The sequence below is a fragment of the Algoriphagus ratkowskyi genome (assembly GCF_002150505.1).
GTDB lineage: Bacteria > Bacteroidota > Bacteroidia > Cytophagales > Cyclobacteriaceae > Algoriphagus > Algoriphagus ratkowskyi.
The window spans coordinates 91,133-114,476 of the sequence record NZ_MSSV01000004.1 but is presented as its reverse complement, the minus strand read 5'-3'; the positions used below and the strand labels follow the sequence as shown (position 1 = coordinate 114,476).

Here is a 23,344-nt window from a genome sequence, read left to right as displayed (position 1 = left end):
GCTAAAAAGCCATTATGGCTCCTCAATTTATTAGTCAAAAACAGCTCTTCGAGAAGCACTCTTGAAGTATTATCAACAGGTTTACAACCCTACATTCCTATTCTAAATGGATTAGAAATCCTCTGATAAATGCGCGTGGATTGCATATCGCGAACAGCATACAAAATTACAAACTCCCGAAAAAACATGCTACTTCAGTATCAAAGCATCCTTGCTAGGTTCATACCCAATTCGATGCGCAAGCACATAAAGTGAATCCCCAGCCTTCATCTCAAATGGAACTTGATAAACTGACCATACATCAGTAGTACTTTTTTTGAAGCCGATTGAAGCACCTTTTGTTGCTGAAGAAAGTGAAACTCTCCCCTCCTCGTAACGCATTTGCACTGGCTCAGTAATAGGTGCATGATCTGCTCCGCCCCACCATTCATTTACCATCTCCATTTCTGGCATTGCTGCTAGATCCCCATAGTCATCTATCCATTTCAGATGAGCTTGACGCAGCTCAGAGAGCTTATCTGCAAAGTCAGGATTTCCAGCCAAATTATTGAATTCATAGGAATCTGATTGGGTATCATAAAGCTCTTCATCTGGTTTTGTTTCATCAAACCATCGCTCTTGATTTGCATCCAATTTGCCTTGCTCATGCAATTCTAACAAATGTACCATCAGAGGATTACTTAACCTGTAGCGTATATTTTGATAATTGGGCTTTTCGGGCATGTAGTTTTTGATGTACTTATATCGGCCATCGCTAACAGCACGCACACGATCAACTTCAGAATCCATCCTATCCCGCGCAGCATAGATGTACTTTCTAGGCGCTGATTTCTGCTTCCCCATGAAAGCTTGCCCCTGCATGTTATCCGGTATTTTCACTCCTGCGAGAGACAGAACTGTCGGTCCAAAATCCACAAAGCTCACCAGCTGTTCATCCACTGACCCAGCTTTGATAAAAGGAGCTTTGATAAAAAGAGGAACTCTCAACCCTCTATCATACAGCTCACGCTTGTAATAAGGCATTCCATCGCCATGATCTGAGTAATAGAAAATAATCGTGTTCTCATATAATCCATCATCCTTTAACTGCTGGAGGAGCTCACCCACTTGGGCATCAAAACGCATCACATTTGTGATAAACCGAGCTAAAGTCCTGCGAGTAATTGAATCGTCAGGATATACAGGAGGCACAGTTACGTCTGCAGGATCTATCAATAACTCCTCTTTTTCCCTCGCCCAAACTTGAGATTCATGTGTTATAGTATAATTGAATATTGAGAAAAAAGGCTGATTTGGATCTTTGCGATTTCTCCAGTGCGCCGTATTGCTGCTCTCATCCCACATCGTTCCGGGTGCGACAAACTGGAAATCCTCCTTTACATTATTACTTGTATAGTATCCCGCCATTCGTAAATACTCAGGATAACCATGCATTCCTTCAGGGATCATAGCAGAATAGGACTTGTGATCCGGAGGGTATGCAGACTCATTACCTTTTGACATGCCGACTGTCCTCATATGCATCGCACCTATCGACGTCTGATAAGCTCCCGTGATTAGTGCAGCTCGACTAGGTGCACAAACTCCCGCTGTAGAGAAAGCATTTGTGAACATCACGCCTGCTTTTGCTAAGGAATCCAGAACTGGAGTTTTGCCTCCTGTTCCGCCATATGCTCCCAAATGCTCTGGAGACATATCCTCATTCACGATCCAAAGGATATTAGGTCGCTCGGGGTATGCTACTTCTGTAGGTGAAGCTGATTCCTTTTGACAGGAAAAACACAAAAATGAAAGAAGAAAAATGGAAAGTATATGCTTCATAGGTATAGTGATTTGAGCAATTCAAGTTGTTCCTTTTACAATAAAAGCCAAAACCTGACAATTATCATCCTGACCAGGAGGTTTTAAACAATTCACTTATCTGTCTTTAAAGCAAGTCTCTTTGGAATCAAGTTCAGCTTTGGTAACTTAAAAGTCTAACTCGCTGAATCCAATTATGGCCCCAATAAAGAATTTGAACCGAAGAGAATTTCTCGGCTCGGCAGCAACAGTAGCGGCTTCTATATCCATCGTCCCATCGAATGTAATTGCTGGGCTTGGAAAGACCCCTCCTTCTGATCAAATCGCAGTTGCAAATATTGGTTGTGGTACTCAAGGATTAAGAGAAATGGGAGAGCTTTTACAAAACCCAAAAGTCCGTGTAGTTGCAGTTTGTGATGTGAATAAATACTCGGAGGATTACATTGACTGGTCTCCTCATGGAATCAGAAACGACATGCGGAAAACACTTGGAGATGACACCTGGTGGAGTAATGTGAAAGGAATTGCGGGAGGAAGAGATGCAGGACAAGCGTATGTGGAAAAATATTATGCAAAACACAAACCTTCCGGAAGGTATAAAGGCTGCACATCCTACGAGGATTATCGGGAGCTATTTGCAAAAGAAACAGAAATAGATGCAGTAAAAATCATGACTCCGGACCATACTCATGCTTCTATTGCTATCGCAGCAATGGATCAAGAAATTCATGTTGTCACTCATAAGCCTATTTCCAACAGACTTCTCGAAGGAAGAAAAGTGATAGAAAAGGCAAAATCAAGTGGAGTTATCACTCACTTATTGGCTTGGTCCGATCGCCCAGAATATAGCCAAATCAAAACTTGGATGGATGCTGGATTTATCGGCGAATTGAAAGAAATCCACAATTGGTCTTATAGACCGGCTTGGCAGCAATGGACCAAGAGACCAGCTGGTGTCGAAACTATACCTGAAGGATTTAACTGGGATCTGTGGTTGGGACCTGTTCCAGAAATGGATTATCACAAAAACTACACACACAATGTCTTCCGTGGCTGGTATGATTTCGGCGGAGGTTCGGTGGCAGATATGGGACATTACAGTCTTTTTCCCCTATTTGAAACGCTGGGAATCACAAACTCCCCTACAAGTGCCCGAGCATTTGGAACCACCACGCGTGAAGAGGTAAACTCTGTGTATCAATGGGTGGAGAACGATGTGGCTTTCCCAGCAAGCTGTATGATCAAATGGAAATTTCCTGACCAAGCTTCGCTGCCTGCTTTTGATCTATTCTGGTATGATGGCGGAATGAAGCCTTTTGCTCCTGAGGAATTGGAAATAGATGGCAAAGACACGCCAAAGGAAGGATTGATGTTCGTAGGCACAAAAGGTAAAATTTTAGGAGGATTCAGAGGAGAGGACCCAGTGCTTCTTCCAGAAAGTAAAATGGCTACTCGTGCAACGTCCGAACGAATCGATTCTGATAAGGTAGAGCGGAATACTTCTGCTTGGGTAGAAGCTATCCAATCTGGAAAGCAAACACCGGGTAGTTTTATCCGGGCCCAAACGATCACTGACTCGATCAATCTCGGCGCTGTAGCTTTGAGAGCAGGAAAAAAAGTGGATTTCGATTCGCCTACCTTGAAAATTACAAATGACGCTGAAGCAAATAAATTTCTAACTAGAGACTATAGAAAAGGCTGGGAAATGTGAACTTGTACGCAGTGTTCAGTTTTCAACACCCAGTAGACACTTTAAAATTTCATCAAAAATCTCAACACAATACGTAACCCATTTACCCAATCGTATCATGAATAACAGAAGAAACTTTCTCAAAACTGCTGGTCTTGCTACAGCAGCAATAGGCCTAGGGATGCCTCAAATGGCTTTTTCATCATTAAAGGCTGATCACTTATTTAAAATCTCTCTTGCAGAATGGTCTCTGAACAAACAACTTTTCGCTGGAAAAATGGATCACTTGGACTTTGCGAAGCTCACCAAAAAAGCTGGAATAGACGCAGTAGAATATGTCAATCAGTTCTTTAAAGATAAAGCCAAAGACATGGCTTACCTGAAGGAAATGAAAACCCGGGCTGACGGTGAAGGAGTAAGATCCGTCCTTATTATGTGCGACGGTGAAGGTATGCTAGGTGCAGCTACTGCTGAAGAACGGACGCAAACTGTGGAAAATCATAAAAAATGGGTAGAAGCTGCAAAGTTCTTAGGTTGTCATTCTGTCCGAGTGAATGCCTACTCAGCTATACCTTGGAGTACTTCGGAGCAAGACTATAAAACTTCAAGAGACTACGCTAGTGCTGGCTTACATGAGCTATGTGAATTTGCAGATGATTATGATATCAATGTCTTGATCGAGAATCATGGTGGTTTCTCAAGTAATGGCAAATGGCTTGCTGAGATGATCAATAATGCAGATCACCAGAGAGCTGGAACTTTGCCTGATTTCGGGAATTTTCAAATTTCTAAAAAAGACGGAAAAGCTATTTCTTACGATTCCTATCGCGGAATAGATGAACTGATGCCTAAGGCAAAAGGCGTAAGTCTAAAGCCAGTTGTTTGGGATGATCAAGGAAATGAATCTCCTTTGGACTATACGAAAATGATGAAACTCGTGCTTTCTCACGACTTCCACGAGTATGTTGGGATTGAGCATGGAGACAAGGATAGAGAGTGGGAAAGCATAATTGAGATCAGAGAGAAGCTGGAGGAGGTGAGAAATTCACTTGCCTAATAAAGTTCACTTTTGGCTCCATGCATATGATCGGAGCCAAATTTCACTTTTCTCTATGATAAAGATTTAATAAGCAGATGAAACAACAACTTGGGCAGATCGCAATTTTAGTAAAAGATTACGATGAGGCAATAGAATATTATACTGAAAAATTGGGGTTTGAATTGATCGAAGATACCCATCTCAGTGATGTAAAGCGCTGGGTACGAGTTTGTCCTCCAGGCTCTTCTTGCCAGCTTTTACTTGCAAAAGCTGCGGATGAATTACAGCGAAATCAAATTGGCTTCCAATCTGGAGGCAGAGTTTTTCTCTTTTTATATACGGACAATTTCTATCGAGACTATCATAACTACACTGCCAAAGGCGTAGAATTTATTCGAGAACCTTCGGAGGAAGCCTTTGGAACAGTTTCAGTTTTCAAAGACCTGTATGGTAACCTTTGGGATTTTATAGAAAGAAAATAAAAATTGTTTGATGTACGATGTTAGATGACCGGTGTAGCTTTCCCGCTTTATTTAAGCATATACTAGGACGTTTAGCTCCTACTTCCAAACCTCATAACCGAATTATACAAAACAATTCATAATTTTAGATTCACCCATTTTAAATTCCCTTTTGGAAACGCAACCCAACAATCCTCTTCACGGAATCAAACTCGCAGATATAGTTGCGCATCTTGTAGAAGTCTATGGTTGGCCGGAACTTGGCGAGCGCATAACCATCAGATGCTTTACGCATGAACCTTCAGTTAATTCAAGTTTGAAATTCCTTAGAAAAACACCTTGGGCAAGAGAAAGAGTGGAGGGATTGTACCTAAAATCCTTAAGAGACGCGAAGAAAAAACAAGACGAATAAGGATGAAATTTTGGCGATAGTGTTTTTTTTTAAATTGATAGTTCAAAACACTCATTCTACTATGTCAAAGTTTTTATTCCTAATTACGCCGCTCTTAATCCTGTCACAAATTGGCCATAGTCAACAGCGTGAAAAGATAAATATATCAATTGCAACCGGACACAACGAAGGGTTTAATCTGGGAGTAAGATATCAACTCAATCAAATGCAGGTTGGCTTGGCGTTTGGAACAGATTTTAATAAAAAAAAGGAAATCAACAAACCTGAAATTTACACTGGAGAATTCTTTTATCACTTTGCTGGTACAGCTGATCTAAGCCAAAGAAAGCCTTGGTACCTTCGAAATGGAATCGTCCTTCGAAAGGAAGATTATAACCACACTGACCTGAGAACTTTCAATTGGTCGTACAACCTTAGAATCGGAAGAGAATTTAACATTTCGAGAAAAATTGGGATCAGCCTCGATGGAGGGATAATAACGAGATTAGGAACCAAATATAAAAAAACTGGGCCTAACCCTTCTTATCCGGATTATGTAGAACATCCTATAGACCCTAGTCTCGGACTAGGTCTTTACTATCGTTTTTTTTAGAAATTTCAGTCCTATAATTTCTGTCTCTGCTCTAATTTTTACGATAAAATAAACAACTCTATAAATTGCCCCCTCAGCAAAATTCTCCGTGTACTCAGCGGTTAAAAAAAGTCACAAAAAAAACCCGAAGGAATCTCCGGGCTTTTCGCTTTATGGATTGTGGTTGTTATACGTAGTTATTGAGCATCACTGGCATTACTAGCATCAGGATGTCTTCGTTTTCGTCTTGCTCAGCCGGAAGAATCAAACCTGCACGGTTCGGCGCAGAGAACTTCAAGCTTACTTCTTTACAAGACAGGTTATTCAGCATTTCTACCAAGAATTTCGCATTGAATCCGATTTCGATATCCTCTCCATCGTGCTCGCAAGAAAGTCTTTCATTCGCTTCATTAGAGAAATCAAGATCCTCAGCAGAAATCATCAATTCACTACCAGTCAATTTCAATCTTACCTGATGCGTAGTCTTATTCGCATAGATCGCAATTCTTCTCAAAGAACTTAGGATCTCTTGACGATTAATTGTCATCACGTTAGGATTTTCTGAAGGAATCACATTTTCGTAATCAGGGAATCGCTCGTCGATCAGACGACAGATCATCTTGATGTTGTTGAAATTGAAATAGGCATTTGACTGATTGAATTCTACCGTTACAGGAAGGTTTTCAGAAGACAAAGTTGACTTCAACAAGTTCAACGCTTTGCGAGGTATGATCAAGGTTGCTGACTCCTGAGAAGCGATATCAACTCTTCTATACCTTACCAAACGATGTCCGTCAGTTGCGACAAACGTAGTATTAGTAGGACTCAAGTTGATGTACACACCCGTCATCGCCGGACGAAGTTCGTCTGAGCTAGTTGCAAAAATAGTATTAGAAACTGCGGAAGAAAGAACTTCAGTAGACATGTCCACAGAAGTTGCGTTAGTTACAGTTGGGATTTTTGGGAAATCCGTAGCATTCTCACCTGCAAGTCTGTAGCGACCGTTATCTGAGCTGATTTCTACAGCATAGGTGTCATGATCAATGCTAAAAGTCACCGGTTGCTCTGGTAGATTTTTCAATGTTTCTATCAAAATCTTTGCAGGCACTGCGATATTTCCATCTTCTTTGGCCTCCACGTTGATTTCTGTGATCATCGAAGTCTGCAAATCAGATGCAGTAATGGTCAAAAGACTCTCTTTAATCTCAAAAAGAAAATTCTCCAAAATTGGCACCACGGGATTGGTTGTCACCACACCGTTGATTGCCGAAAGCTGCTTTAGTAAGGCAGAAGAGGAAACAATAAATTTCATATAGTAGGGCTTAATTAAATTTTACTTTTCAATGGGGGTAAATTTATAAATAAATTCTAATTCGACCCCTCTATAAATGATTCTGAACAAAATTATTGCAATAGATGCAGCTAATTTAGCCTAGTTTAATTTCCGAGTGTATTTATTATTTCGAATCCACCAGACCATCCCACCTAAAACTAACAACACAAACACTGGAGCTAGCACATTCAATCCTTGCCAAAATGTCTTTTGCTGCGCAATCTTCATTTTATTTAAAGGGCGAATCTGAAATGTACGTGTGCGAGAAGCTATGATACCCTCTGGATCACTAAGATACTGGACTAGATTTTTCAAGAAAAGCTTATTGGCATAGGTGGTTTGGGAAAATTGATCTTCACCAAGTGCCAGTGGAGCGCCATCTTCTAGGTTTGTTTGAGCTTGAAAAACATCCCCATCTCCGATTACTACTACCTTCCCTTTCCCACTTTCTTTGAAATCTGCTTTCGCAAAACCATCCGGAATAAAGCGGTTTTTATACAAGGAAGTAAACTCTCCTTCGAGCAAATACGCCAAAGGCAAATTTTTCAGATCAAACATCGCCACATCTGGCTGCTGATCCATGTCTGCGAAAGCCACACGAGCAGGAGCGGGTAAAATCTGAGAATAATCTGAGCTGAAAATCAGAGGAGTTTTAATGACTCCATCAGCTTTTACGGTATCTAAACTGCTCGCGAATCTAAATTGCACCACATCCAAGCCTTTGGTAATTGGATGATCCTGGACTCGTCCCGCAAGAATATAGAAAGGCCAAGGCAAAGGAACCATCTGCTGCTGATCCCCAAAATTCCCACCCATCACAGGAATGTATCCAAAGTTCAGATCTTTAACCAAATCCTTATTTACGCGGATTCCATAGCGAAAAAGCAAATTGTCTAAACCCAGCTCAATAGGCATCGCAATAGTTCCTTCTCCACCAGCATTTTCAATTTCTACCGCTACTCCATCTAGTAATACGACTAGATTTCCGCCTCCCATCACATACTGATCAAGGAGGTAAATCTCTCGCTCGGTATAGCTTTGTTTTGGGCCTTGAATGAAAATCATCTTGAAGTTTGCCAAATCTGCTGGCTTTTCTGCTTGCTCCAAGGGAACTTTGAACAATTCAAAATCACCATCCAAAGCTTCTACCATGCCAAAACCTTCATCAGAACTCATTTCCCCATGACCCATAACCATCGCTATGGTTGAGGACTCAGGAGAAATCAACTTACGAATTGCATTACTCAACTCAAATTCGAGATTTTCGATAGACTGGTTGAGGATCTGATCTTGTCCCATTCCACGTTCCCCACTGAGCACCAAAGCACCCGTCTCATATTCGGCATTGCTAACCAAGATTCCTGGAAAAATCAGCTGCTCCTGCTGTCCAGAATTCCTCATCACAGATAAGTTGACTGGGTTGATGCCGTAATCCGCCAAAGATAAAATGAAATCTAACCTATCATCTTCTGGCAAAGTCAATGGATCAAAATAGGAGTAAGTGATCTTTTCAGGACTATAAGCATTGAATGTTCGAACGGTTTCTTCTACTGACTTCTGAAGTCTCCGCATTCCACCCGGAAGATTTTCTCCCATCAAAAGAATTTCTACATGAAGTGGTTCAGTGATTTCCTCTAAAACTTCTTCTGTTGCTGGATGCAAAGAATACCGTTTTTCTTCGGTCAGGTCAATTCTGAAATTTAGGAATTGAGCCAGCAACGCAAAAAGAAGTATTCCTCCAAAAAGGAATACCCAAGGCTTTGCAATATTTCCAATTGACTTTCTCATTTATATGTACATCCGCTTATTATCCATCAAAAGACCAAAGTATATCCGGCTTTGTTGAAAACTAGAATCAAGGCCACTTCGGTCTCCCGTCTTCGGTCTTCCATCCTCTAAATCTAGGACACTATGTCTAATTGCATCATGGTGGATTATCATCTTCATTTATTTCTCAAAACCAAAACTGCCCCACCCAAAAACAACCAAATCATACCAAGCATAAAGAATAAATCTGAGGAATCAATCACGCCCCTACTCAGATTGATGTAATGAAAACTCAAGCTCAGATCCGAAGCCCAATAGGAAAGATTTCCAAGTTGCATATCTGCCAATGCTGAAAACCCAAAATACAATACAAAGCACAAGAACACGCCTAAAACAAAGGCAACTACCTGCTGTGATGTCAGAGAACTTGCAAACAAACCCACCGCAGCGAATACTGCTCCAATCATAATCAAGCCAATCCAAGATCCAAAAAAGCCTGCCTGATCGATATTTCCAACTGGATCTCCTAATTGGATAATGCTATAGAGATAAAGTAAAGTAGGCAGGACTGCCACCAGAACCAGGCAAAGTAATGCGAGGTATTTGGCTAGAATAATCTGAACTAGCGACAGTGGCGAAGTTCTCAAAAGCTCCCAAGTTCCTGTTTTCCGCTCATCCGCAATGGCCCGCATAGAAAGCGCCGGCACAAGAAATGTAAATACATAAGGAGTGTATGTAAACAATGCCTCCAAATCTGCGAAACCATATTCAAGGACACTACTTTCTGGGAAAACCCAGACGATCAGACCGATCGCCACAAGAAACAAGGCCAAAACCAGATAGCCTAAAAGGCTTCCGAAAAAGGCATTGATTTCTTTTAGAAAAAGGCTTTTCATGTAGTTTATAATTAATTTTTTTTGACCACTACCTGTCCCGTTATTCGGGATGAAATCTCGCAGATAAAATAACACTGGCTGTGAGTCGCTTTCGTAATGCTCGATTTCATACTTAGGCCTTGGTAATTTCTCGGAAAATTACTTCCAGATTTTTTTTGCTTTGATTGAGGCTGATCAGATTTAATGAACGCTCATGGAGTATTTGCATAATAGCTTTTCTCGCCGTAGTTGGATCTGATATAGAAATAAGTAATTCCATTTTTCCTTTTAGCCCATATTCAACCTTACCTACATTTTTGAACCAATCTAGAGCCATTTCTTCTTCGGTCTCCAGAATCAAAATCGTCTCATCAGAATTAGATTTAAGGTTGGAGAGAGAGTCTGCAGCGAGTATTTTGCCCTTATTGATGATGACCACATCCTGGCAAATTGCCTCCACTTCCTGCATAATATGCGTGGAAAGGATTAACGTCTTGTCCTTGGCTACTTCTTGAATCAGGTTTCTGATTTCCAACAATTGATTGGGATCCAAACCTGTGGTGGGTTCATCCAAAATAATCACTTTCGGATCATGGATTAATGCTCTTGCCAAGCCTACACGCTGGCGATAGCCTTTGGAAAGCTGTCCAATCTTTTTGTGCTGCTCTGGCTCCAGCCCTGTGCGATGAAGCATTTCTTTGGCTCTGGATTTTAAGTGATTTCCAGAAAGCCCATACAATCCGCCTGAGAATTCCAAGAATTCCCGCACATACATATCAAGGTAAAGTGGATTATGCTCAGGTAAATAACCTATCAATCGGCTAACTTCCTTTATTGAATTTAGAGCATCTATTCCCATCACTTTCACATCGCCTGAGTCTGCTGACAAAAACCCGGTTATGATTTTCATCGTGGTGGATTTCCCCGCACCATTTGGCCCCAAAAAACCAAGAATCCTTCCCGGCTTTGCCGAAAAAGACACTTCATCAAGCGCTTTTTGATTTCCGTACAGTTTAGTGAGATTGGAGACTTCTAAGGACATGTAGCTATTTTAGTCAGTCAAAAGTAAGAAAAATATGGAGCTTCCCTTAGTAGAGGTGCATTTGAAAATGATTGTTGTAGGCATGATTTTGCTTTTCCGCTCCTACTAAAAGAGTAAAGCTTGTATTCCAACTACACGCTATGGTGTATTTGAAATACAAGCTTATATAAACACCTAATTTACAATACACTAATTAGGCAAAATGCTTTATCTATTATTTTAAGAAATTCTAGCTTCCCAACTTTTCAAGCAAAAGATCAACTTCTGTAGTACCTACGTACTGTCCAACTAATTGCTGTTTACCGTCATAAACAAAAATGGAGGGAACGCTTCGGATCTGATAGAAACTAGCCACTTCCATTCTAGGATCAAGCAAGAAATTCACATAGCTTTTGTCTTTAATTCCAAGGCCATTTACAAATCCAATCATTTCTTCTACTGGCTCTACCGTCGTAAATATCAAGTTGTATTCTTTAAACTCCGCTATTCTTTTAGAAATCGCAGCTAGTTCATCCTGACAAAGGTGGCAAGTAGAGTTGAAGTAGATGTATAGTGTAGGCTTATTTTCAGCCAACTTGTGAATTGACTTTGGCTCCCCATTTATATTATTTAAAGTAAAGTTAGGAAGGGCATTTGGCGCCGTCAAGCTCGAAGCTTCTGCTGTAGTTCCAATCTGTGATAGATAACCCAAATATGTTCCGCCACCTATAAGGACGACAAGAAGGATAATTAAATTTGTCTTTTTCATTGCTTTGGTCTGTTGAATAATCTTGCGCAAATTTAACACTTAACTCACTCAAAACAATTCTAGGTCTGCGAAAACGCTGACACACGAATTAGAATGAATTACGTACAATAGCCTGAAACTTCTTCAAGCATAATAGTAGTAGCTCCTAAAAGATACGATTGCACTACTTGGCCTACTTCTTCCCTTTTGGTCTCAATGGTCTGCATTCTACATCTGCCACGAAGTAATTAGGATGTGTCTCTAAAGTTTGAACCATCGTCGTGGCCACATCTACAGGTCGCATCATATTCTCGTTTGCATTCGTCCCTTCTATCTCATCAAAGAAACTTGTTTGAACAGACCCTGGGTAAATTGTGGATACTTTGATTCCAAAATCTCTTAGCTCCATATAAAATGAATGAGAAATTCCACGCACGGCATGCTTAGTACCAACATATCCAGCCATACTCGACACTCCATTCAGTCCAGCTATCGAAGCCACATTCAAAATATGTCCTTCATCAGCAGCTTTCATCCCGGGAATAAGTCTTTTGGTTGTGTAGAAAATCCCATGCACATTAGTATCAAACATGGCTTTCCAATCCTCCGAAGAAAATGACTCCGTATCTCCAGCCACTCCAAATCCTGCGTTGTTTACTAATATCCTGATATCAGTACCTAGTTTGCTTGTGGTTTGCTGAAAAGCATTTTCCACAGATTCTTCTTTTGCCACATCACACGTGAAAAAATGAAAGTTTTGATGTGCTAAGTCTGGCTTATTTCTTCCCCAGCCAGCTACGACAGTTCCTTTATCTAATAAAAGCTTAACTAGCTCTAGTCCAATTCCTTTGCTGACGCCAGTGACGACAGCTATTTGATTATTGAGTTGCATACTTTTTTATGTTATGATTTATAGTACAAAAGCAATTGGGCTCAAATAGTTCTTTTCGAAAAGAGTTTTCAGCCTAACGGAGATAAAAAGCTTGAGCATTAATACATTTTTCTAAATTTGAATAACAACAAATGAAACCACCGACCATGAAAAAATTTTTACTCCCCCTAATCCTAGTACCGATGATAATCGGATCGGGAACGCTTATGGCACAATCCTCACTTCGCCCCACTATAGATACAAAGGCTAAAGCCATAGAATCAAAGGTAATTGAGTGGCGAAGAGATTTTCACATGCATCCTGAGTTGGGAAATGAAGAAACCAGAACAGCAAAAATCGTCGCAGATCATCTTCGCTCGCTAGGAATGGATGTTACTGAAAATGTAGCTGTCACAGGTGTAGTTGGTGTATTGAAAGGCGGTAAGCCAGGTCCAATGGTTGCTCTTCGAGCAGATATGGATGCACTTCCTGTGACAGAACGAAATGATCTTCCTTTCAAATCAGTCAATACTGCAACATACAATGGTCAAGAAACAGGCGTAATGCATGCTTGCGGACATGATACGCACGTAGCTATTCTTATGGGTGTCGCTGAGGTGTTGGCAGGAATGAAAAATGACCTAAGTGGCAGTGTGAAGTTTATCTTTCAGCCTGCGGAGGAGGGAGTAGATGGAGATGATATCGCAGGTGCAGAACTTATGGTAAAAGAGGGGGTAATGAAAGACGTAGACGCAGTCTTCGGCTTACACATCGCTTCACAAATGGAAGTTGGAAAAATCGGATACCGCTCCGGTCCAGCTATGGCTGCGGTGGATATCCTGAATATTAAAGTAAATGGACGCCAGGCACATGGTGCATCTCCCTGGTCAAGTGTCGATCCAATTGTCACGAGTGCTCAGATCGTCATGGGACTTCAGACTATACTTTCAAGAAACGTGAATATCACCAAAGACCCAGCAGTGGTGACCATCGGCGCAATTCATGGTGGCATCCGTCAGAATATCATACCTGAAGATGTAGAGATGATCGGTACCATCAGAACCTTCGGAGATGAACAGCAAACCTTGGTACACAAAAGGATAAATGAAATTGCTACGAATATCGCAAAGAGTGCCGGAGCAACCGCGGATGTGACGATCAAAAAACTTTATCCATCTACAGTAAATAATCCGGAGCTTACCGCTGAGATGATTCCAACTCTCAAGGCAGCAGCAGGTGAGGCCAATGTGATATACAATGACCCAGTCACTGGAGCAGAGGATTTCAGCTTTTTTCAAAAAGAAAAGCCGGGTCTATTCATCAATCTCGGCGGCATGAAAAAGGGCGGTGATCCAGTAACAACTCCGTCACACCATACGCCTGGTTTCTTTATAGATGAAGGTGGATTTACACTGGGTGTTCGAGTGATGAGCTACTTTGTGGTGGATTATATGGGGATGAAAAAGTAAGAAAATTAATACAGTAGTATTAAGAAATAAGTATTTAGAAAATGAAAAACCCGGTTCTTAATGAATCGGGTTTTGTGTTTCTACTCAATTTTGAATCAAAAAAGGGGAGGAACTTTAAACGCTCCCTCATGATATTTTTCGAAGATGAAGTTCTTATCAGAAATTATTTTGTAGGCAGAAATCTTCCCCGCAGTGTCATTTGAAATGAATGCGTTTAACAATTCCTTGAAACCGGGCAAACCCAAAGCTTGTTGCAGCCCATGACCGTCTCTGAGCAACAACAACGTGCAATTAGAATAATACTCTGCAAGCACATCGTAAGATTTGGGATAAATTAATTGATCAAAAGCTGCTCCGATTAAGGTCATTTTTCCCTCAAATTCCAATAATCGATCGTAGTTGGTTCCATAGAAATCAAAGTTACTAGTATGATAAGCCTCCCAGATTGGACTACTCCCTTTTTTCATTGCTTCTAGACTTGAGTTGGACTTTTGCTCAGAATCTTGAAAACCAGAAAGCGCGATTCCATGCTCAAACAACCTCACCATTAAAGGAATATTGCTGGCTATATCCTGATTTGTACTTAGTCCAGTCAATACTTTCTGAAAAGTCAAAAAATCGATTATGTGCTCTTTGGGTAAGGAATTTCCACTCTGATTTTCTCTATCGAAATTTGCATAATAACTGAAATCAACCTGCTGCTCACCACTGAGTTGTAAATCTGAGAACGACAATCCTGAGGAAGGAAAGCTCAAGTTCTTCTGGATATCAAAAACCAAAGGATTGACGCTGATCATCCTACTGACATGATTCGGATATAGAGACAAATAATGCTGTAACACCATGGCTGAAGAAGAATATCCCAGCAAAATTACCTGCTCGTCCCCGATTAGTTCCTGCCTGATCACTTCGATATCGCGTGCGACTTGATCCTGATTGTAAAGCTTGTACGCCAATTGATAATCTGGACTTCCAGAAAGCATCACGCCTCTTTTTAGCTCCTCATTATCCTTTCTCCCCTTGATCAAAACAAAATTGCTGGACTCAGAGAAATCCAGCAATTCATAAAAAGGCAAATAAATGTCATCAAACGCATCCTCTAAGAAAAACACAGTTTCCTTCTCCGCATCAAACTCATTTAAAAACTCAACTTGAATTTCGATTTTCCTTGAATCGGGTAGATGATGGTCGTAAGGGACCAAAAATTGCCCCGCATGTATCTTAAAAATAAAAAAGACAAAATTCAGAGCTAGTCTCATGCCCTGAATTTTGCCTTTTCAGCTGAATCATCAACTGATTAATAATTGTATTTACGGAAAATTAACTGAATACTATTTTCCCTTATTCTTCTGATTCTTAGTTTTTAGCTGATTTCTATTGGTCTTGGCTTTCGAATTTTTATTTCCACGCTTCTTCTCCTCTTCTTTTTCTTTATGTGGGTGAGCATGAGGCAGCGCCTTTTTCTCATGGAAAGCTCCCTTGTAATCAGGATTGTCACGCTGCATCAAGCGGTCTAATTCACGAGCATAGGCTTGTTTCTCCTCATAAGGTGTTGGAGTGATTTCAACTTCAGCAGGGATTTCTGCTTCTTCCACAGTCATCCGAATTATCTCTTCTATCTTTTCGAAGTGATACGTCTCAGCAGGATTCACAAAACTGATTGCTTTGCCCTCCTTTTCAGCTCTTCCTGTTCGACCGATTCGGTGTACATAATCTTCATAGATCAAAGGCACATCAAAATTGATCACATGGGACACCATCGTCACATCCAAACCTCTGGAGGCAACATCCGTAGCAACAAGAATCCGCACATCGCCTCCTTTGAAATCCTCAATAGAATTAATTCTCGTATTCTGCCCTTTATTCGCATGGATCACACGAACTTCACCATAACTGCGATGACTAAGAAAGGCAAAAACCTCTTCCGCATTTCTTCTAGATCGGGTAAATATGATCGCTCTATTGATCTCCTCATTCTTAAACAGCTGAGCAAGTAGACTGAGTTTGGTCTTAATATTTGGCACTAGGTACTTAACCTGTCCAATAGTTTCAGCAGTAGTTGCCTGAGGAGTAACTTCCACGCGCTCCGGAAACTCTAAAAATTCAGCAGCAAAACGATCTATTCTTTCGCCGAAAGTGGCTGAGAACAGTAAGTTCTGTCTCTTCACTGGAATAACTTCCAAAATCGATCGAATTTGAGGCATAAAGCCCATATCCATCATTTTGTCAGCTTCATCCAAAACCAAGGTTTTAATTTCCTTCGTCAGGATTTTTCCTTTTCTATAGATATCCAGAAATCTCCCTGGAGTAGTCACTATGATATCAACTCCCTTTTCCAGGATTTCAATCTGAGTCTTTGGACCCAATCCTCCATAAAGTGCTACCATTCTTAGGTCAGTGTTTGCTGACAGCTGAACTACTACTTCTTCGATCTGCATCACCAATTCACGTGTAGGCGCCATAATCACTGCTCTAGCGTGATCTCCTTGGGCATATTTCACTTTCATGAGCAGCGGCAAAACATAGGCAGCTGTCTTTCCAGTACCCGTCTGAGCAATTCCCAATACATCATGACCGGCAAGGGCAAGCGGAATTGCTTTCTCTTGTATTGGTGTAGGATGAACATATCCAGCATCTGCTATGGCATTTAATAGCTGTCGATTTAGCTTAAATGCTTCAAAAGTTGAGGCCTCATTGCTCATGATTCGTTAATTTTGGTTGAATTAGTAAAACCTTAAAAGGAGTAAATGATGAAAAGTATTCTGATCACCGGTGCAAATATAGTCAATGAAGGCCGGATAAGTCTTGGCGATGTGTTAGTAGTAAATGGAAGAATTTCAAAATTGGGAGAAGACCTCAATGGAGAGAAGGCTGACATTCATATTGACGCGAAGGGAAAACACTTGTTTCCAGGACTAATTGATGATCAGGTACACTTCAGAGAACCAGGACTTACACACAAGGCGGAAATCTATACTGAGGCAAAAGCGGGAGTAGCAGGAGGCACTACTTCCTATATGGAAATGCCGAATACAATTCCACAAGCGACTACCATGAAATTGCTTGAGCAAAAGTATGCTAGAGCTGCAGAAGTTTCCTTGGCGAACTACTCTTTTTTCATGGGAGCTACCAATAGCAATTTGGATGAAATCATGAAGGTAGATTTCAAAGAAGTCTGTGGTTTAAAAATTTTCCAGGGCTCATCCACCGGAAATATGGTGGTAGATAATATAGAATCTCTAGAAGGAATATTCAAAGAATGTAAAGCGCTTATCGCAATTCACTCTGAAAACGACGACATCATCAAAGCTAATTTCGAAGAGATGAAAGCTATTTACGGCGATGAAATCCCAGTAAAACTTCATCCGAAAATCAGATCCGAAGAGGCTTGCTACGATGCTTCTAGCCGGGCTGTGGCAATGGCTAAAAAGCACGGCACACGACTGCACATTCTGCACGTTAGTACAGCGAAAGAATTAGAGCTATTCACCAATACTATACCTCTGGCAGAGAAAAAAATCACTGCAGAGGCCTGCATTCATCATATGTGGTTTGCTGAGGAAGATTATGAAGCCAAAGGAAACCTGATCAAGTGGAATCCTGCAATAAAAACATCCAAGGATAGAGATGCTATTTTCAATGCTGTACTTGACGGAAGGATAGATGTAGTAGCTACAGACCATGCTCCACACACTATTGAAGAAAAAGCCCAGACCTACACCAAAGCTCCGTCAGGCGGGCCGCTCAATCAACACAGCTTAGTTGCGATGCTTGACTTTTATCATCAAGGCAAAATAACCTTGGAAAAGATCGCGTTGAAAATGTCTCATAACGTTGCCACCCTGTTCAGAATGGAAGAAAGAGGATTCATAAGGGAAGGCTATTATGCTGATTTGGTCCTCGTGGATCTAAATAATCCATGGAAAGTAGAAAAAGAAAATATATTATCTAAGTGTGGTTGGTCACCATTTGAAGGTCATACTTTCCAGTCAAAGGTCACACATACAGTTGTTTCTGGACATTTGGCGTTTGAAAATGGAACGTTCCATGAAGAAAGAAATGGAGAACGTCTTAAATTTTCAGGAAAATTTTAGGAATCGTCTTGCACTGATTCAGCATAATTATTACTTTTGCAGACCATTTGGAAGAAACCTATCCAAAAGGATTACATGGTGATTGTAGCTCAGTTGGTTAGAGCGCTGGTTTGTGGATCCAGAGGTCGCCGGTTCGAACCCGGTCTTTCACCCATAAAAGCCCCTCATAATGAGGGGCTTTATTTTTAAAAGGGAGTCTATTGGCACAACATTTGACCATTTCTGCCAGACCTAAACCAACTTCAGATGTTTACTTTGTTCAAAACTTCGCCAAAATTCCCTCAGGTAAAGCCAATCAATATCAGATTGGCAAAAAGTTACTTGTTGAAGTTTGAAGAATCGCTAAGAAATTTCGAAGAAATCCAAAAAGAGGCGATTCATTCTTAAAAATTCGATTAAAAACAGAAGGTTATGAAAACATAACCTTTATTTTTTAGTGATTCGTTTTTCTTGTCCGCCCAAAATTCTATTTTTAGCAACATAGAAATTTTGGACATGAGTTATATACACTTCGATAAAGCACAGCTTATCAATCTCAATTACTCTTTGGATAGAGAGACTATTCGAACGAATCGGTCGGGCACTTACACCAGCACCAGTATTATTGGTTGCAATACGCGCAAATACCATGGTCTCCTAGTTGCCCCTCAGCCTCAAATCAACACTGAAAACCATGTAATGCTCTCGACTGTTCACGAGACTGTTATTCAACATGGCGCAAGTTTCAATCTGGGCATTAGTAAGTTCCCCGGTAATTATTCTCCTAGAGGACATAAATACCTCAAGGATTTTGACTCAGAACCGATTCCGAAACTAACTTACCGAGTTGGTGGTGTCCTTTTGCAAAAGGAATTGATCCTCGACACAAATAGAGACCGTGTGATGATTCGCTATACCTTGCTGGAAGCCCACTCTCCTACTACACTTAGAATCTCACCATTTTTAGCTTTCAGAGGATATCACTCACTATGCAAAGAAAATGATGATATAAATAAGGAGTTTAATAAAGTACCAAACGGCGTATCATTTCAACTCTATGATGTATATGACCCACTTTTTTTACAAGTGTCGAAAGAAGCAGAATTTGTATCCAATCCAGACTGGTTCCGCAATGTAGAATATATACTAGAGCGAGAAAGAGGTTACGATTACCAAGAAGACCTCTTTGTACCTGGATATTTTGAATTTTCAATTGAGAAAGGTGAGTCTGTAATTTTCTCAGCCGGATTGACAGAAGCTGACCCTACAACCAGGCAATCAGCTTTTCAAAAAGAAATAAAGAGAAGAATTCCACGTAATAATTTTGAAAACTGTCTTAAAAACTCTGCCGGACAATTTATCAGATTACGCGATGGGGAAACAAGGGTAATAGCTGGATATCCATGGTTTGGATGGTGGGGAAGGGACACATTTATCGCTTTACCTGGTCTTACCTTATCTACTGGAAACTACAAGACATTTTTGGCAGTCATGGACACTATGTCCAAAGATTTGCAAGGCCCCCTATTTCCAAATGTTGGAAGTGGGGTAAATTTCAACATGAATTCGATTGATGCGCCTCTTTGGTATTTCTGGGCGATGCAACAGTACATCTTGTACACCAAGGATACTAAAACTATCAAAACTCGATATCTAGAGAAAATGAAAGGTATCATTGATGGTTTTAGAAATGGAACCGATTTTAATATTCATGTCCAAAATAACGGCTTAGTGTATGGTGGAGAAGAAGGCAAGGCACTCACTTGGATGGATGCCGTCACGCCCGACGGCCCGGTAACACCACGAATTGGATGTCCTGTGGAGATTCAAGCGCTTTGGTATAACGCCTTGTGCTTTTATCACGAACTGACAGGAGATGAAGAGGTAGCTGCTATGGCAGCTAAGACCAAAGAAACATTTGCAGTAGAATTTTGGTCTGATGAATATAGATATTTGGCTGATTACATTAATGGAGAAGAAAAAAACTGGGATATCAGATCCAACATGGTATTTGCCACATCTCTTCCTTACACTATGCTGGATGAAGAAAAAAATGATGCCATCCTAGAAACAGTCAAGTCAAAACTACTCACCACTAGAGGGCTAAGATCTCTTTCTCCAGATGACCCTGGCTATAAAGGATATTATTTTGGAGATCAGATAAGTCGAGATGAAGCCTATCACAACGGTACAGTTTGGGTGTGGCCTTTGGGGCATTTTGTAGAAGGATATTTGAAAATCCACGGAAAATCAGGCCTTAATATGGTCAATAAGCTAATAAAAGGATTTGATGAAGTGATGACCCAATACGGCATTGGAACAGTAGCCGAAATATATGACGGAGATCCTCCTCATAGATCTAAAGGTGCGGTATCCCAAGCATGGAGCGTAGCAGAGTTGTTGAGAATGATGGATTTGGTTAAAAAAATTAATTAAGGAATCATGAAGGTATTAATGTTTGGGTGGGAATTTCCACCACATATTTCCGGAGGATTGGGCACAGCCTGTTATGGGTTAGTAAAAGGAATGGTCCATCACAATCAGGAAATAATCTTTGTTGTTCCTAAACTATGGGGAGATGAGGAGCCGATGGCTGATTTTGTAAATGCCAGCGATATCACTATTGATTATAAGGAGAAAAAATTCAAATCCATTTGGAAAAACCTCACCTACCTCGAAGTTAGTAGCTTTCTAGTGCCTTATTTAGGCCCAGAAGAATATCAGAAGTTTACGGACTACGCAATTCATGATCGTACAGATGTGGATGAAAGTATTTTCTCCAGCAAGTATGAATTTAGCGGGAAATACGGTAAAAATTTGATGGAGGAAGTTTCCAGATATGCCATTACAGGTGCTCAAATAGCTAGAGACCGAAGTGATTTTGATATTATTCATGCCCATGATTGGCTTTCTTTTCCTGCCGGAATTGCAGCAAAAGAAATCAGTGGCAAGCCATTGGTTGCGCATGTCCATGCCACTGAATATGATAGATCGGGAGATTCTGTCAATAAGCCAGTGTACGATATAGAGCGTGCAGGAATGCATGCTGCAGATCACATCTGCGCAGTTAGTCAGCTCACCAAAAACACGATAATAAAGAAATATGGAGTACCTGCACATAAAATCAGCGTACTGCATAATGCAGTATTAGATGCTTCAATAATCAAATCAACCTATAACAAAAGAGTGCCTGAAAAGATAGTAACCTTCTTAGGAAGAATTACTTTTCAGAAAGGCCCAGAATACTTTGTGGAAGCTGCCAAGAAAGTGTTGGAAAGAGATCCTAATGTTCGCTTTGTGATGGCTGGAAACGGCGATTTACTGAATCGTATGATTGATCGTGTCGCTGAACTCAGAATGGCTGATAAATTCCACTTTACTGGATTTCTCAAAGGAGATGACGTAGATCACATGTACGCTATCTCAGATGTGTACGTGATGCCATCCGTATCTGAGCCTTTCGGTATTTCTCCTTTGGAAGCTGTGCGACACAATACACCAGTGATTATCTCTAAGCAATCAGGGGTAGCAGAAGTTCTTGATAATGCTATTAAAGTAGACTTTTGGGATATAGATGCAATGGCAGATGCCACTTTTGCCTTACTCCACTATGAAGGGATTTCCAAAATGTTTAAGGAGTTGGGAACAGAAGAATTGAAGAAATTAAAATGGGAGCATGTGGCTGCCAAACTTGTCACAGTCTATCAAAATATATTAGCTACAAAATCATGAGAACCATTTGTTTTTACTTTCAGGTACATCAGCCGTTTCGCTTGAAGCCATATAGATTTTTCGATATCGGCGATGATCATCACTACTGGGATGACTTTTCTAACAAAAGTATCATGCGAAAAGTAGCCCAGAAATGCTATCTGCCAATGAATGCCCTATTATTGGAGCTCATTCATAAGTATAACGGGGCATTCAAAGTAAGTTTTTCCATGTCAGGAGTCTTTCTTGATCAGATGCAAGCTTATGCTCCCGATGTGCTGGAAAGCTTCCAGAAATTGGTTGCGACTGGCAACGTGGAACTGCTAGATGAAACCTATGGACACTCATTGGTTGCACTTAAAAGTAAAGAAGCCTTTAAAGAGACAGTAGCTAAGCACACTAAAAAGATTCAAGAATTATTCAACGGCTATACTCCAAAGGTTTTTAGAAATACAGAGCTCATTTACTCAGATGAGATTGGTGCTATGATCGCAGAGCTTGGCTATGACGCTACCTTGACAGAAGGCGCAAAACATATATTGGGATGGAAAAGCCCCAATTATATGTACACTAATAGCATTGATCCAAATCTAAAGGTACTGTTGAAAAACTTTCAATTAAGTGATGATATCGCTTTTAGATTTGGAAATAAAACTTGGGCAGATTATCCACTTACTACTGATAAATTTGTGAAATGGATATCTGCAGTACCACAGGAAGAAGAAGTGATCAATCTCTTCATGGATTATGAAACTTTTGGTGAACATCAATGGGCCGAGACAGGAATTTTCGATTTCATGAGACATCTTCCGGATGCAGTACTTAGCAGGACTAATTTTAGATTCTCCACTCCTTCTGAAGTAGTTGCTAATGCCAAAGCTGTTGGGAAAATTCATGTTCCAATTCCTATTTCATGGGCAGATGAAGAGCGAGATCTGACTGCTTGGCTTGGTAATGATCTTCAAGATGAAGCATTTGACAAACTATACGCTTTGGAATCTTTGGTCAAAGAGTGTAAGGATTCTGACATCAAAAGAGATTGGGTTTATCTTCAGACATCAGATCATTTTTATTACATGTGCACAAAATTCTTCTCTGATGGAGATATACACTCATATTTCAGCCCATACGATTCCCCGTACGATGCATTCATCAATTATATGAATGTGTTGAGTGACTTTAAACTTAGGTTAAAAGAAATTACAACTGCCAAGTAATTTACCTTTTTAGTAATCAAATCTGAAATGAAAAAAGACCGGGACTTCGGTCTTTTTTCATTTCAGATTGTCAATCTTCTTTCACTTAGAATACCTATCTGTGAACTTGCTTTTTAGAAGAATTGCAGAAAAATATTCCAAACTCGGAGAATGTCAATCTTTCAAAACTTATTTCATTACCTCGTTAAATTTTTGCTTAAACTGAGTAGGCTTTTTTCATACTAAGAGTATGTTAACATAAAACATTGACCTAGTATTTACTCCTACCAAACGCTTTATGCCTTAT

At 40.4% G+C, this 23,344-nt stretch carries 20 protein-coding genes and 1 tRNA gene; 12 read left to right on the top strand and 9 right to left on the bottom strand.

Going from position 1 to position 23,344, the window contains the following annotated elements:
* Positions 1 to 189: 189 nt before the first annotated feature.
* Positions 190 to 1,821 (bottom strand): sulfatase family protein, encoded by a 1,632-nt coding sequence (locus BVH02_RS05965; RefSeq protein WP_086500169.1) that lies wholly within the window; start codon positions 1,819 to 1,821, stop codon positions 190 to 192.
* Positions 1,822 to 1,996: 175 nt separating this feature from the next.
* Between BVH02_RS05965 and BVH02_RS05960 the strand changes: the two genes are divergently transcribed.
* The 5 genes from BVH02_RS05960 to BVH02_RS05940 all read left to right on the top strand — a co-directional run bounded on the left by BVH02_RS05960 (position 1,997) and on the right by BVH02_RS05940 (position 5,994).
* On the top strand, positions 1,997 to 3,511 hold the full coding sequence (locus tag BVH02_RS05960) for a Gfo/Idh/MocA family protein (RefSeq protein ID WP_086500167.1): 1,515 nt from the start codon (positions 1,997 to 1,999) through the stop codon (positions 3,509 to 3,511).
* A gap of 97 nt (positions 3,512 to 3,608) precedes the next feature.
* On the top strand, positions 3,609 to 4,547 hold the full coding sequence (locus BVH02_RS05955) for a TIM barrel protein (RefSeq protein WP_086500165.1): 939 nt from the start codon (positions 3,609 to 3,611) through the stop codon (positions 4,545 to 4,547).
* 77 nt (positions 4,548 to 4,624) lie between these two features.
* Positions 4,625 to 5,011: a VOC family protein gene (locus BVH02_RS05950; RefSeq protein WP_086500162.1), complete on the top strand. Its 387-nt coding sequence runs from the start codon at positions 4,625 to 4,627 to the stop codon at positions 5,009 to 5,011.
* A gap of 151 nt (positions 5,012 to 5,162) precedes the next feature.
* Complete coding sequence (locus BVH02_RS05945) at positions 5,163 to 5,402, top strand: VF530 family protein (RefSeq protein ID WP_086500160.1); 240 nt, start codon at positions 5,163 to 5,165, stop codon at positions 5,400 to 5,402.
* A 61-nt stretch (positions 5,403 to 5,463) separates the two neighbouring features.
* On the top strand, positions 5,464 to 5,994 hold the full coding sequence (locus BVH02_RS05940; RefSeq protein ID WP_086500158.1) for a hypothetical protein: 531 nt from the start codon (positions 5,464 to 5,466) through the stop codon (positions 5,992 to 5,994).
* A gap of 166 nt (positions 5,995 to 6,160) precedes the next feature.
* Here the strand turns inward: BVH02_RS05940 and dnaN are convergent, their stop codons facing one another.
* The 6 genes from dnaN to BVH02_RS05910 form a co-directional block, all read right to left on the bottom strand.
* On the bottom strand, positions 6,161 to 7,285 hold the full coding sequence (gene dnaN, locus BVH02_RS05935; protein ID WP_086500156.1) for a DNA polymerase III subunit beta: 1,125 nt from the start codon (positions 7,283 to 7,285) through the stop codon (positions 6,161 to 6,163).
* 120 nt (positions 7,286 to 7,405) lie between these two features.
* The gene (gldG, locus tag BVH02_RS05930) at positions 7,406 to 9,094 is read right to left on the bottom strand and encodes a gliding motility-associated ABC transporter substrate-binding protein GldG (protein WP_086500153.1); all 1,689 of its coding nucleotides are present in this window, start codon (positions 9,092 to 9,094) and stop codon (positions 7,406 to 7,408) included.
* Between the two features lie 155 nt (positions 9,095 to 9,249).
* Entirely contained in the window at positions 9,250 to 9,969 is a 720-nt protein-coding gene (gldF, locus tag BVH02_RS05925) for a gliding motility-associated ABC transporter permease subunit GldF (RefSeq protein ID WP_086500151.1), read from the bottom strand.
* Positions 9,970 to 10,081: 112 nt separating this feature from the next.
* Positions 10,082 to 10,990: a gliding motility-associated ABC transporter ATP-binding subunit GldA gene (gene gldA / locus BVH02_RS05920; protein WP_086500149.1), complete on the bottom strand. Its 909-nt coding sequence runs from the start codon at positions 10,988 to 10,990 to the stop codon at positions 10,082 to 10,084.
* A gap of 229 nt (positions 10,991 to 11,219) precedes the next feature.
* Positions 11,220 to 11,738, bottom strand: a complete 519-nt coding sequence (locus tag BVH02_RS05915; RefSeq protein WP_086500145.1) for a peroxiredoxin family protein — start codon at positions 11,736 to 11,738, stop codon at positions 11,220 to 11,222.
* A gap of 172 nt (positions 11,739 to 11,910) precedes the next feature.
* On the bottom strand, positions 11,911 to 12,609 hold the full coding sequence (locus tag BVH02_RS05910) for an SDR family oxidoreductase (RefSeq protein WP_086500142.1): 699 nt from the start codon (positions 12,607 to 12,609) through the stop codon (positions 11,911 to 11,913).
* A gap of 146 nt (positions 12,610 to 12,755) precedes the next feature.
* On the opposite strand from BVH02_RS05910, the gene BVH02_RS05905 reads away from it, so the two are divergent.
* Positions 12,756 to 14,057 (top strand): amidohydrolase, encoded by a 1,302-nt coding sequence (locus BVH02_RS05905; protein ID WP_086500133.1) that lies wholly within the window; start codon positions 12,756 to 12,758, stop codon positions 14,055 to 14,057.
* A gap of 95 nt (positions 14,058 to 14,152) precedes the next feature.
* Here the strand turns inward: BVH02_RS05905 and BVH02_RS05900 are convergent, their stop codons facing one another.
* Together BVH02_RS05900 and BVH02_RS05895 are read right to left on the bottom strand one after the other, a co-directional pair.
* Positions 14,153 to 15,316 carry an alpha/beta fold hydrolase gene (locus BVH02_RS05900; RefSeq protein WP_086500131.1) on the bottom strand — a complete coding sequence of 388 codons (1,164 nt, stop codon included), beginning with the start codon at positions 15,314 to 15,316 and terminating at the stop codon, positions 14,153 to 14,155.
* A gap of 72 nt (positions 15,317 to 15,388) precedes the next feature.
* Positions 15,389 to 16,759, bottom strand: coding sequence for a DEAD/DEAH box helicase (locus BVH02_RS05895; protein ID WP_086500128.1), 1,371 nt, complete (start codon positions 16,757 to 16,759; stop codon positions 15,389 to 15,391).
* 48 nt (positions 16,760 to 16,807) lie between these two features.
* Here BVH02_RS05895 and BVH02_RS05890 point away from each other — a divergent pair, with 48 nt between their 5' ends.
* From BVH02_RS05890 to BVH02_RS05870, 6 genes are all read left to right on the top strand, one after another.
* On the top strand, positions 16,808 to 18,151 hold the full coding sequence (locus BVH02_RS05890; RefSeq protein WP_086500665.1) for a dihydroorotase: 1,344 nt from the start codon (positions 16,808 to 16,810) through the stop codon (positions 18,149 to 18,151).
* A 77-nt stretch (positions 18,152 to 18,228) separates the two neighbouring features.
* Positions 18,229 to 18,304, top strand: a tRNA-His gene (locus BVH02_RS05885).
* A gap of 93 nt (positions 18,305 to 18,397) precedes the next feature.
* The gene (locus tag BVH02_RS21630) at positions 18,398 to 18,538 is read left to right on the top strand and encodes a hypothetical protein (protein ID WP_205635711.1); all 141 of its coding nucleotides are present in this window, start codon (positions 18,398 to 18,400) and stop codon (positions 18,536 to 18,538) included.
* 108 nt (positions 18,539 to 18,646) lie between these two features.
* The gene (locus tag BVH02_RS05880) at positions 18,647 to 20,566 is read left to right on the top strand and encodes an amylo-alpha-1,6-glucosidase (RefSeq protein ID WP_086500126.1); all 1,920 of its coding nucleotides are present in this window, start codon (positions 18,647 to 18,649) and stop codon (positions 20,564 to 20,566) included.
* A gap of 6 nt (positions 20,567 to 20,572) precedes the next feature.
* Positions 20,573 to 21,862 (top strand): glycosyltransferase family 4 protein, encoded by a 1,290-nt coding sequence (locus BVH02_RS05875; protein ID WP_086500124.1) that lies wholly within the window; start codon positions 20,573 to 20,575, stop codon positions 21,860 to 21,862.
* Positions 21,859 to 23,058, top strand: a complete 1,200-nt coding sequence (locus tag BVH02_RS05870; protein ID WP_086500122.1) for a glycoside hydrolase family 57 protein — start codon at positions 21,859 to 21,861, stop codon at positions 23,056 to 23,058. Before BVH02_RS05875 ends, BVH02_RS05870 begins: the two co-directional genes overlap by 4 nt.
* The last annotated feature ends 286 nt before the right edge of the window (positions 23,059 to 23,344 follow it).

Bases quoted from the DNA above. Each gene is read 5' to 3' on its own strand.
- BVH02_RS05965 (WP_086500169.1), bottom strand. From the start codon at position 1,821: ATGAAGCATATACTTTCCATTTTTCTTCTTTCATTTTTGTGTTTTTCC.
- BVH02_RS05960 (WP_086500167.1), top strand. From the start codon at position 1,997: ATGGCCCCAATAAAGAATTTGAACCGAAGAGAATTTCTCGGCTCGGCA.
- BVH02_RS05955 (WP_086500165.1), top strand. From the start codon at position 3,609: ATGAATAACAGAAGAAACTTTCTCAAAACTGCTGGTCTTGCTACAGCA.
- BVH02_RS05950 (WP_086500162.1), top strand. From the start codon at position 4,625: ATGAAACAACAACTTGGGCAGATCGCAATTTTAGTAAAAGATTACGAT.
- BVH02_RS05940 (WP_086500158.1), top strand. From the start codon at position 5,464: ATGTCAAAGTTTTTATTCCTAATTACGCCGCTCTTAATCCTGTCACAA.
- dnaN (WP_086500156.1), bottom strand. From the start codon at position 7,285: ATGAAATTTATTGTTTCCTCTTCTGCCTTACTAAAGCAGCTTTCGGCA.
- gldG (WP_086500153.1), bottom strand. From the start codon at position 9,094: ATGAGAAAGTCAATTGGAAATATTGCAAAGCCTTGGGTATTCCTTTTT.
- gldF (WP_086500151.1), bottom strand. From the start codon at position 9,969: ATGAAAAGCCTTTTTCTAAAAGAAATCAATGCCTTTTTCGGAAGCCTT.
- gldA (WP_086500149.1), bottom strand. From the start codon at position 10,990: ATGTCCTTAGAAGTCTCCAATCTCACTAAACTGTACGGAAATCAAAAA.
- BVH02_RS05915 (WP_086500145.1), bottom strand. From the start codon at position 11,738: ATGAAAAAGACAAATTTAATTATCCTTCTTGTCGTCCTTATAGGTGGC.
- BVH02_RS05910 (WP_086500142.1), bottom strand. From the start codon at position 12,609: ATGCAACTCAATAATCAAATAGCTGTCGTCACTGGCGTCAGCAAAGGA.
- BVH02_RS05905 (WP_086500133.1), top strand. From the start codon at position 12,756: ATGAAAAAATTTTTACTCCCCCTAATCCTAGTACCGATGATAATCGGA.
- BVH02_RS05900 (WP_086500131.1), bottom strand. From the start codon at position 15,316: ATGAGACTAGCTCTGAATTTTGTCTTTTTTATTTTTAAGATACATGCG.
- BVH02_RS05895 (WP_086500128.1), bottom strand. From the start codon at position 16,759: ATGAGCAATGAGGCCTCAACTTTTGAAGCATTTAAGCTAAATCGACAG.
- BVH02_RS05890 (WP_086500665.1), top strand. From the start codon at position 16,808: ATGAAAAGTATTCTGATCACCGGTGCAAATATAGTCAATGAAGGCCGG.
- BVH02_RS21630 (WP_205635711.1), top strand. From the start codon at position 18,398: ATGTTTACTTTGTTCAAAACTTCGCCAAAATTCCCTCAGGTAAAGCCA.
- BVH02_RS05880 (WP_086500126.1), top strand. From the start codon at position 18,647: ATGAGTTATATACACTTCGATAAAGCACAGCTTATCAATCTCAATTAC.
- BVH02_RS05875 (WP_086500124.1), top strand. From the start codon at position 20,573: ATGAAGGTATTAATGTTTGGGTGGGAATTTCCACCACATATTTCCGGA.
- BVH02_RS05870 (WP_086500122.1), top strand. From the start codon at position 21,859: ATGAGAACCATTTGTTTTTACTTTCAGGTACATCAGCCGTTTCGCTTG.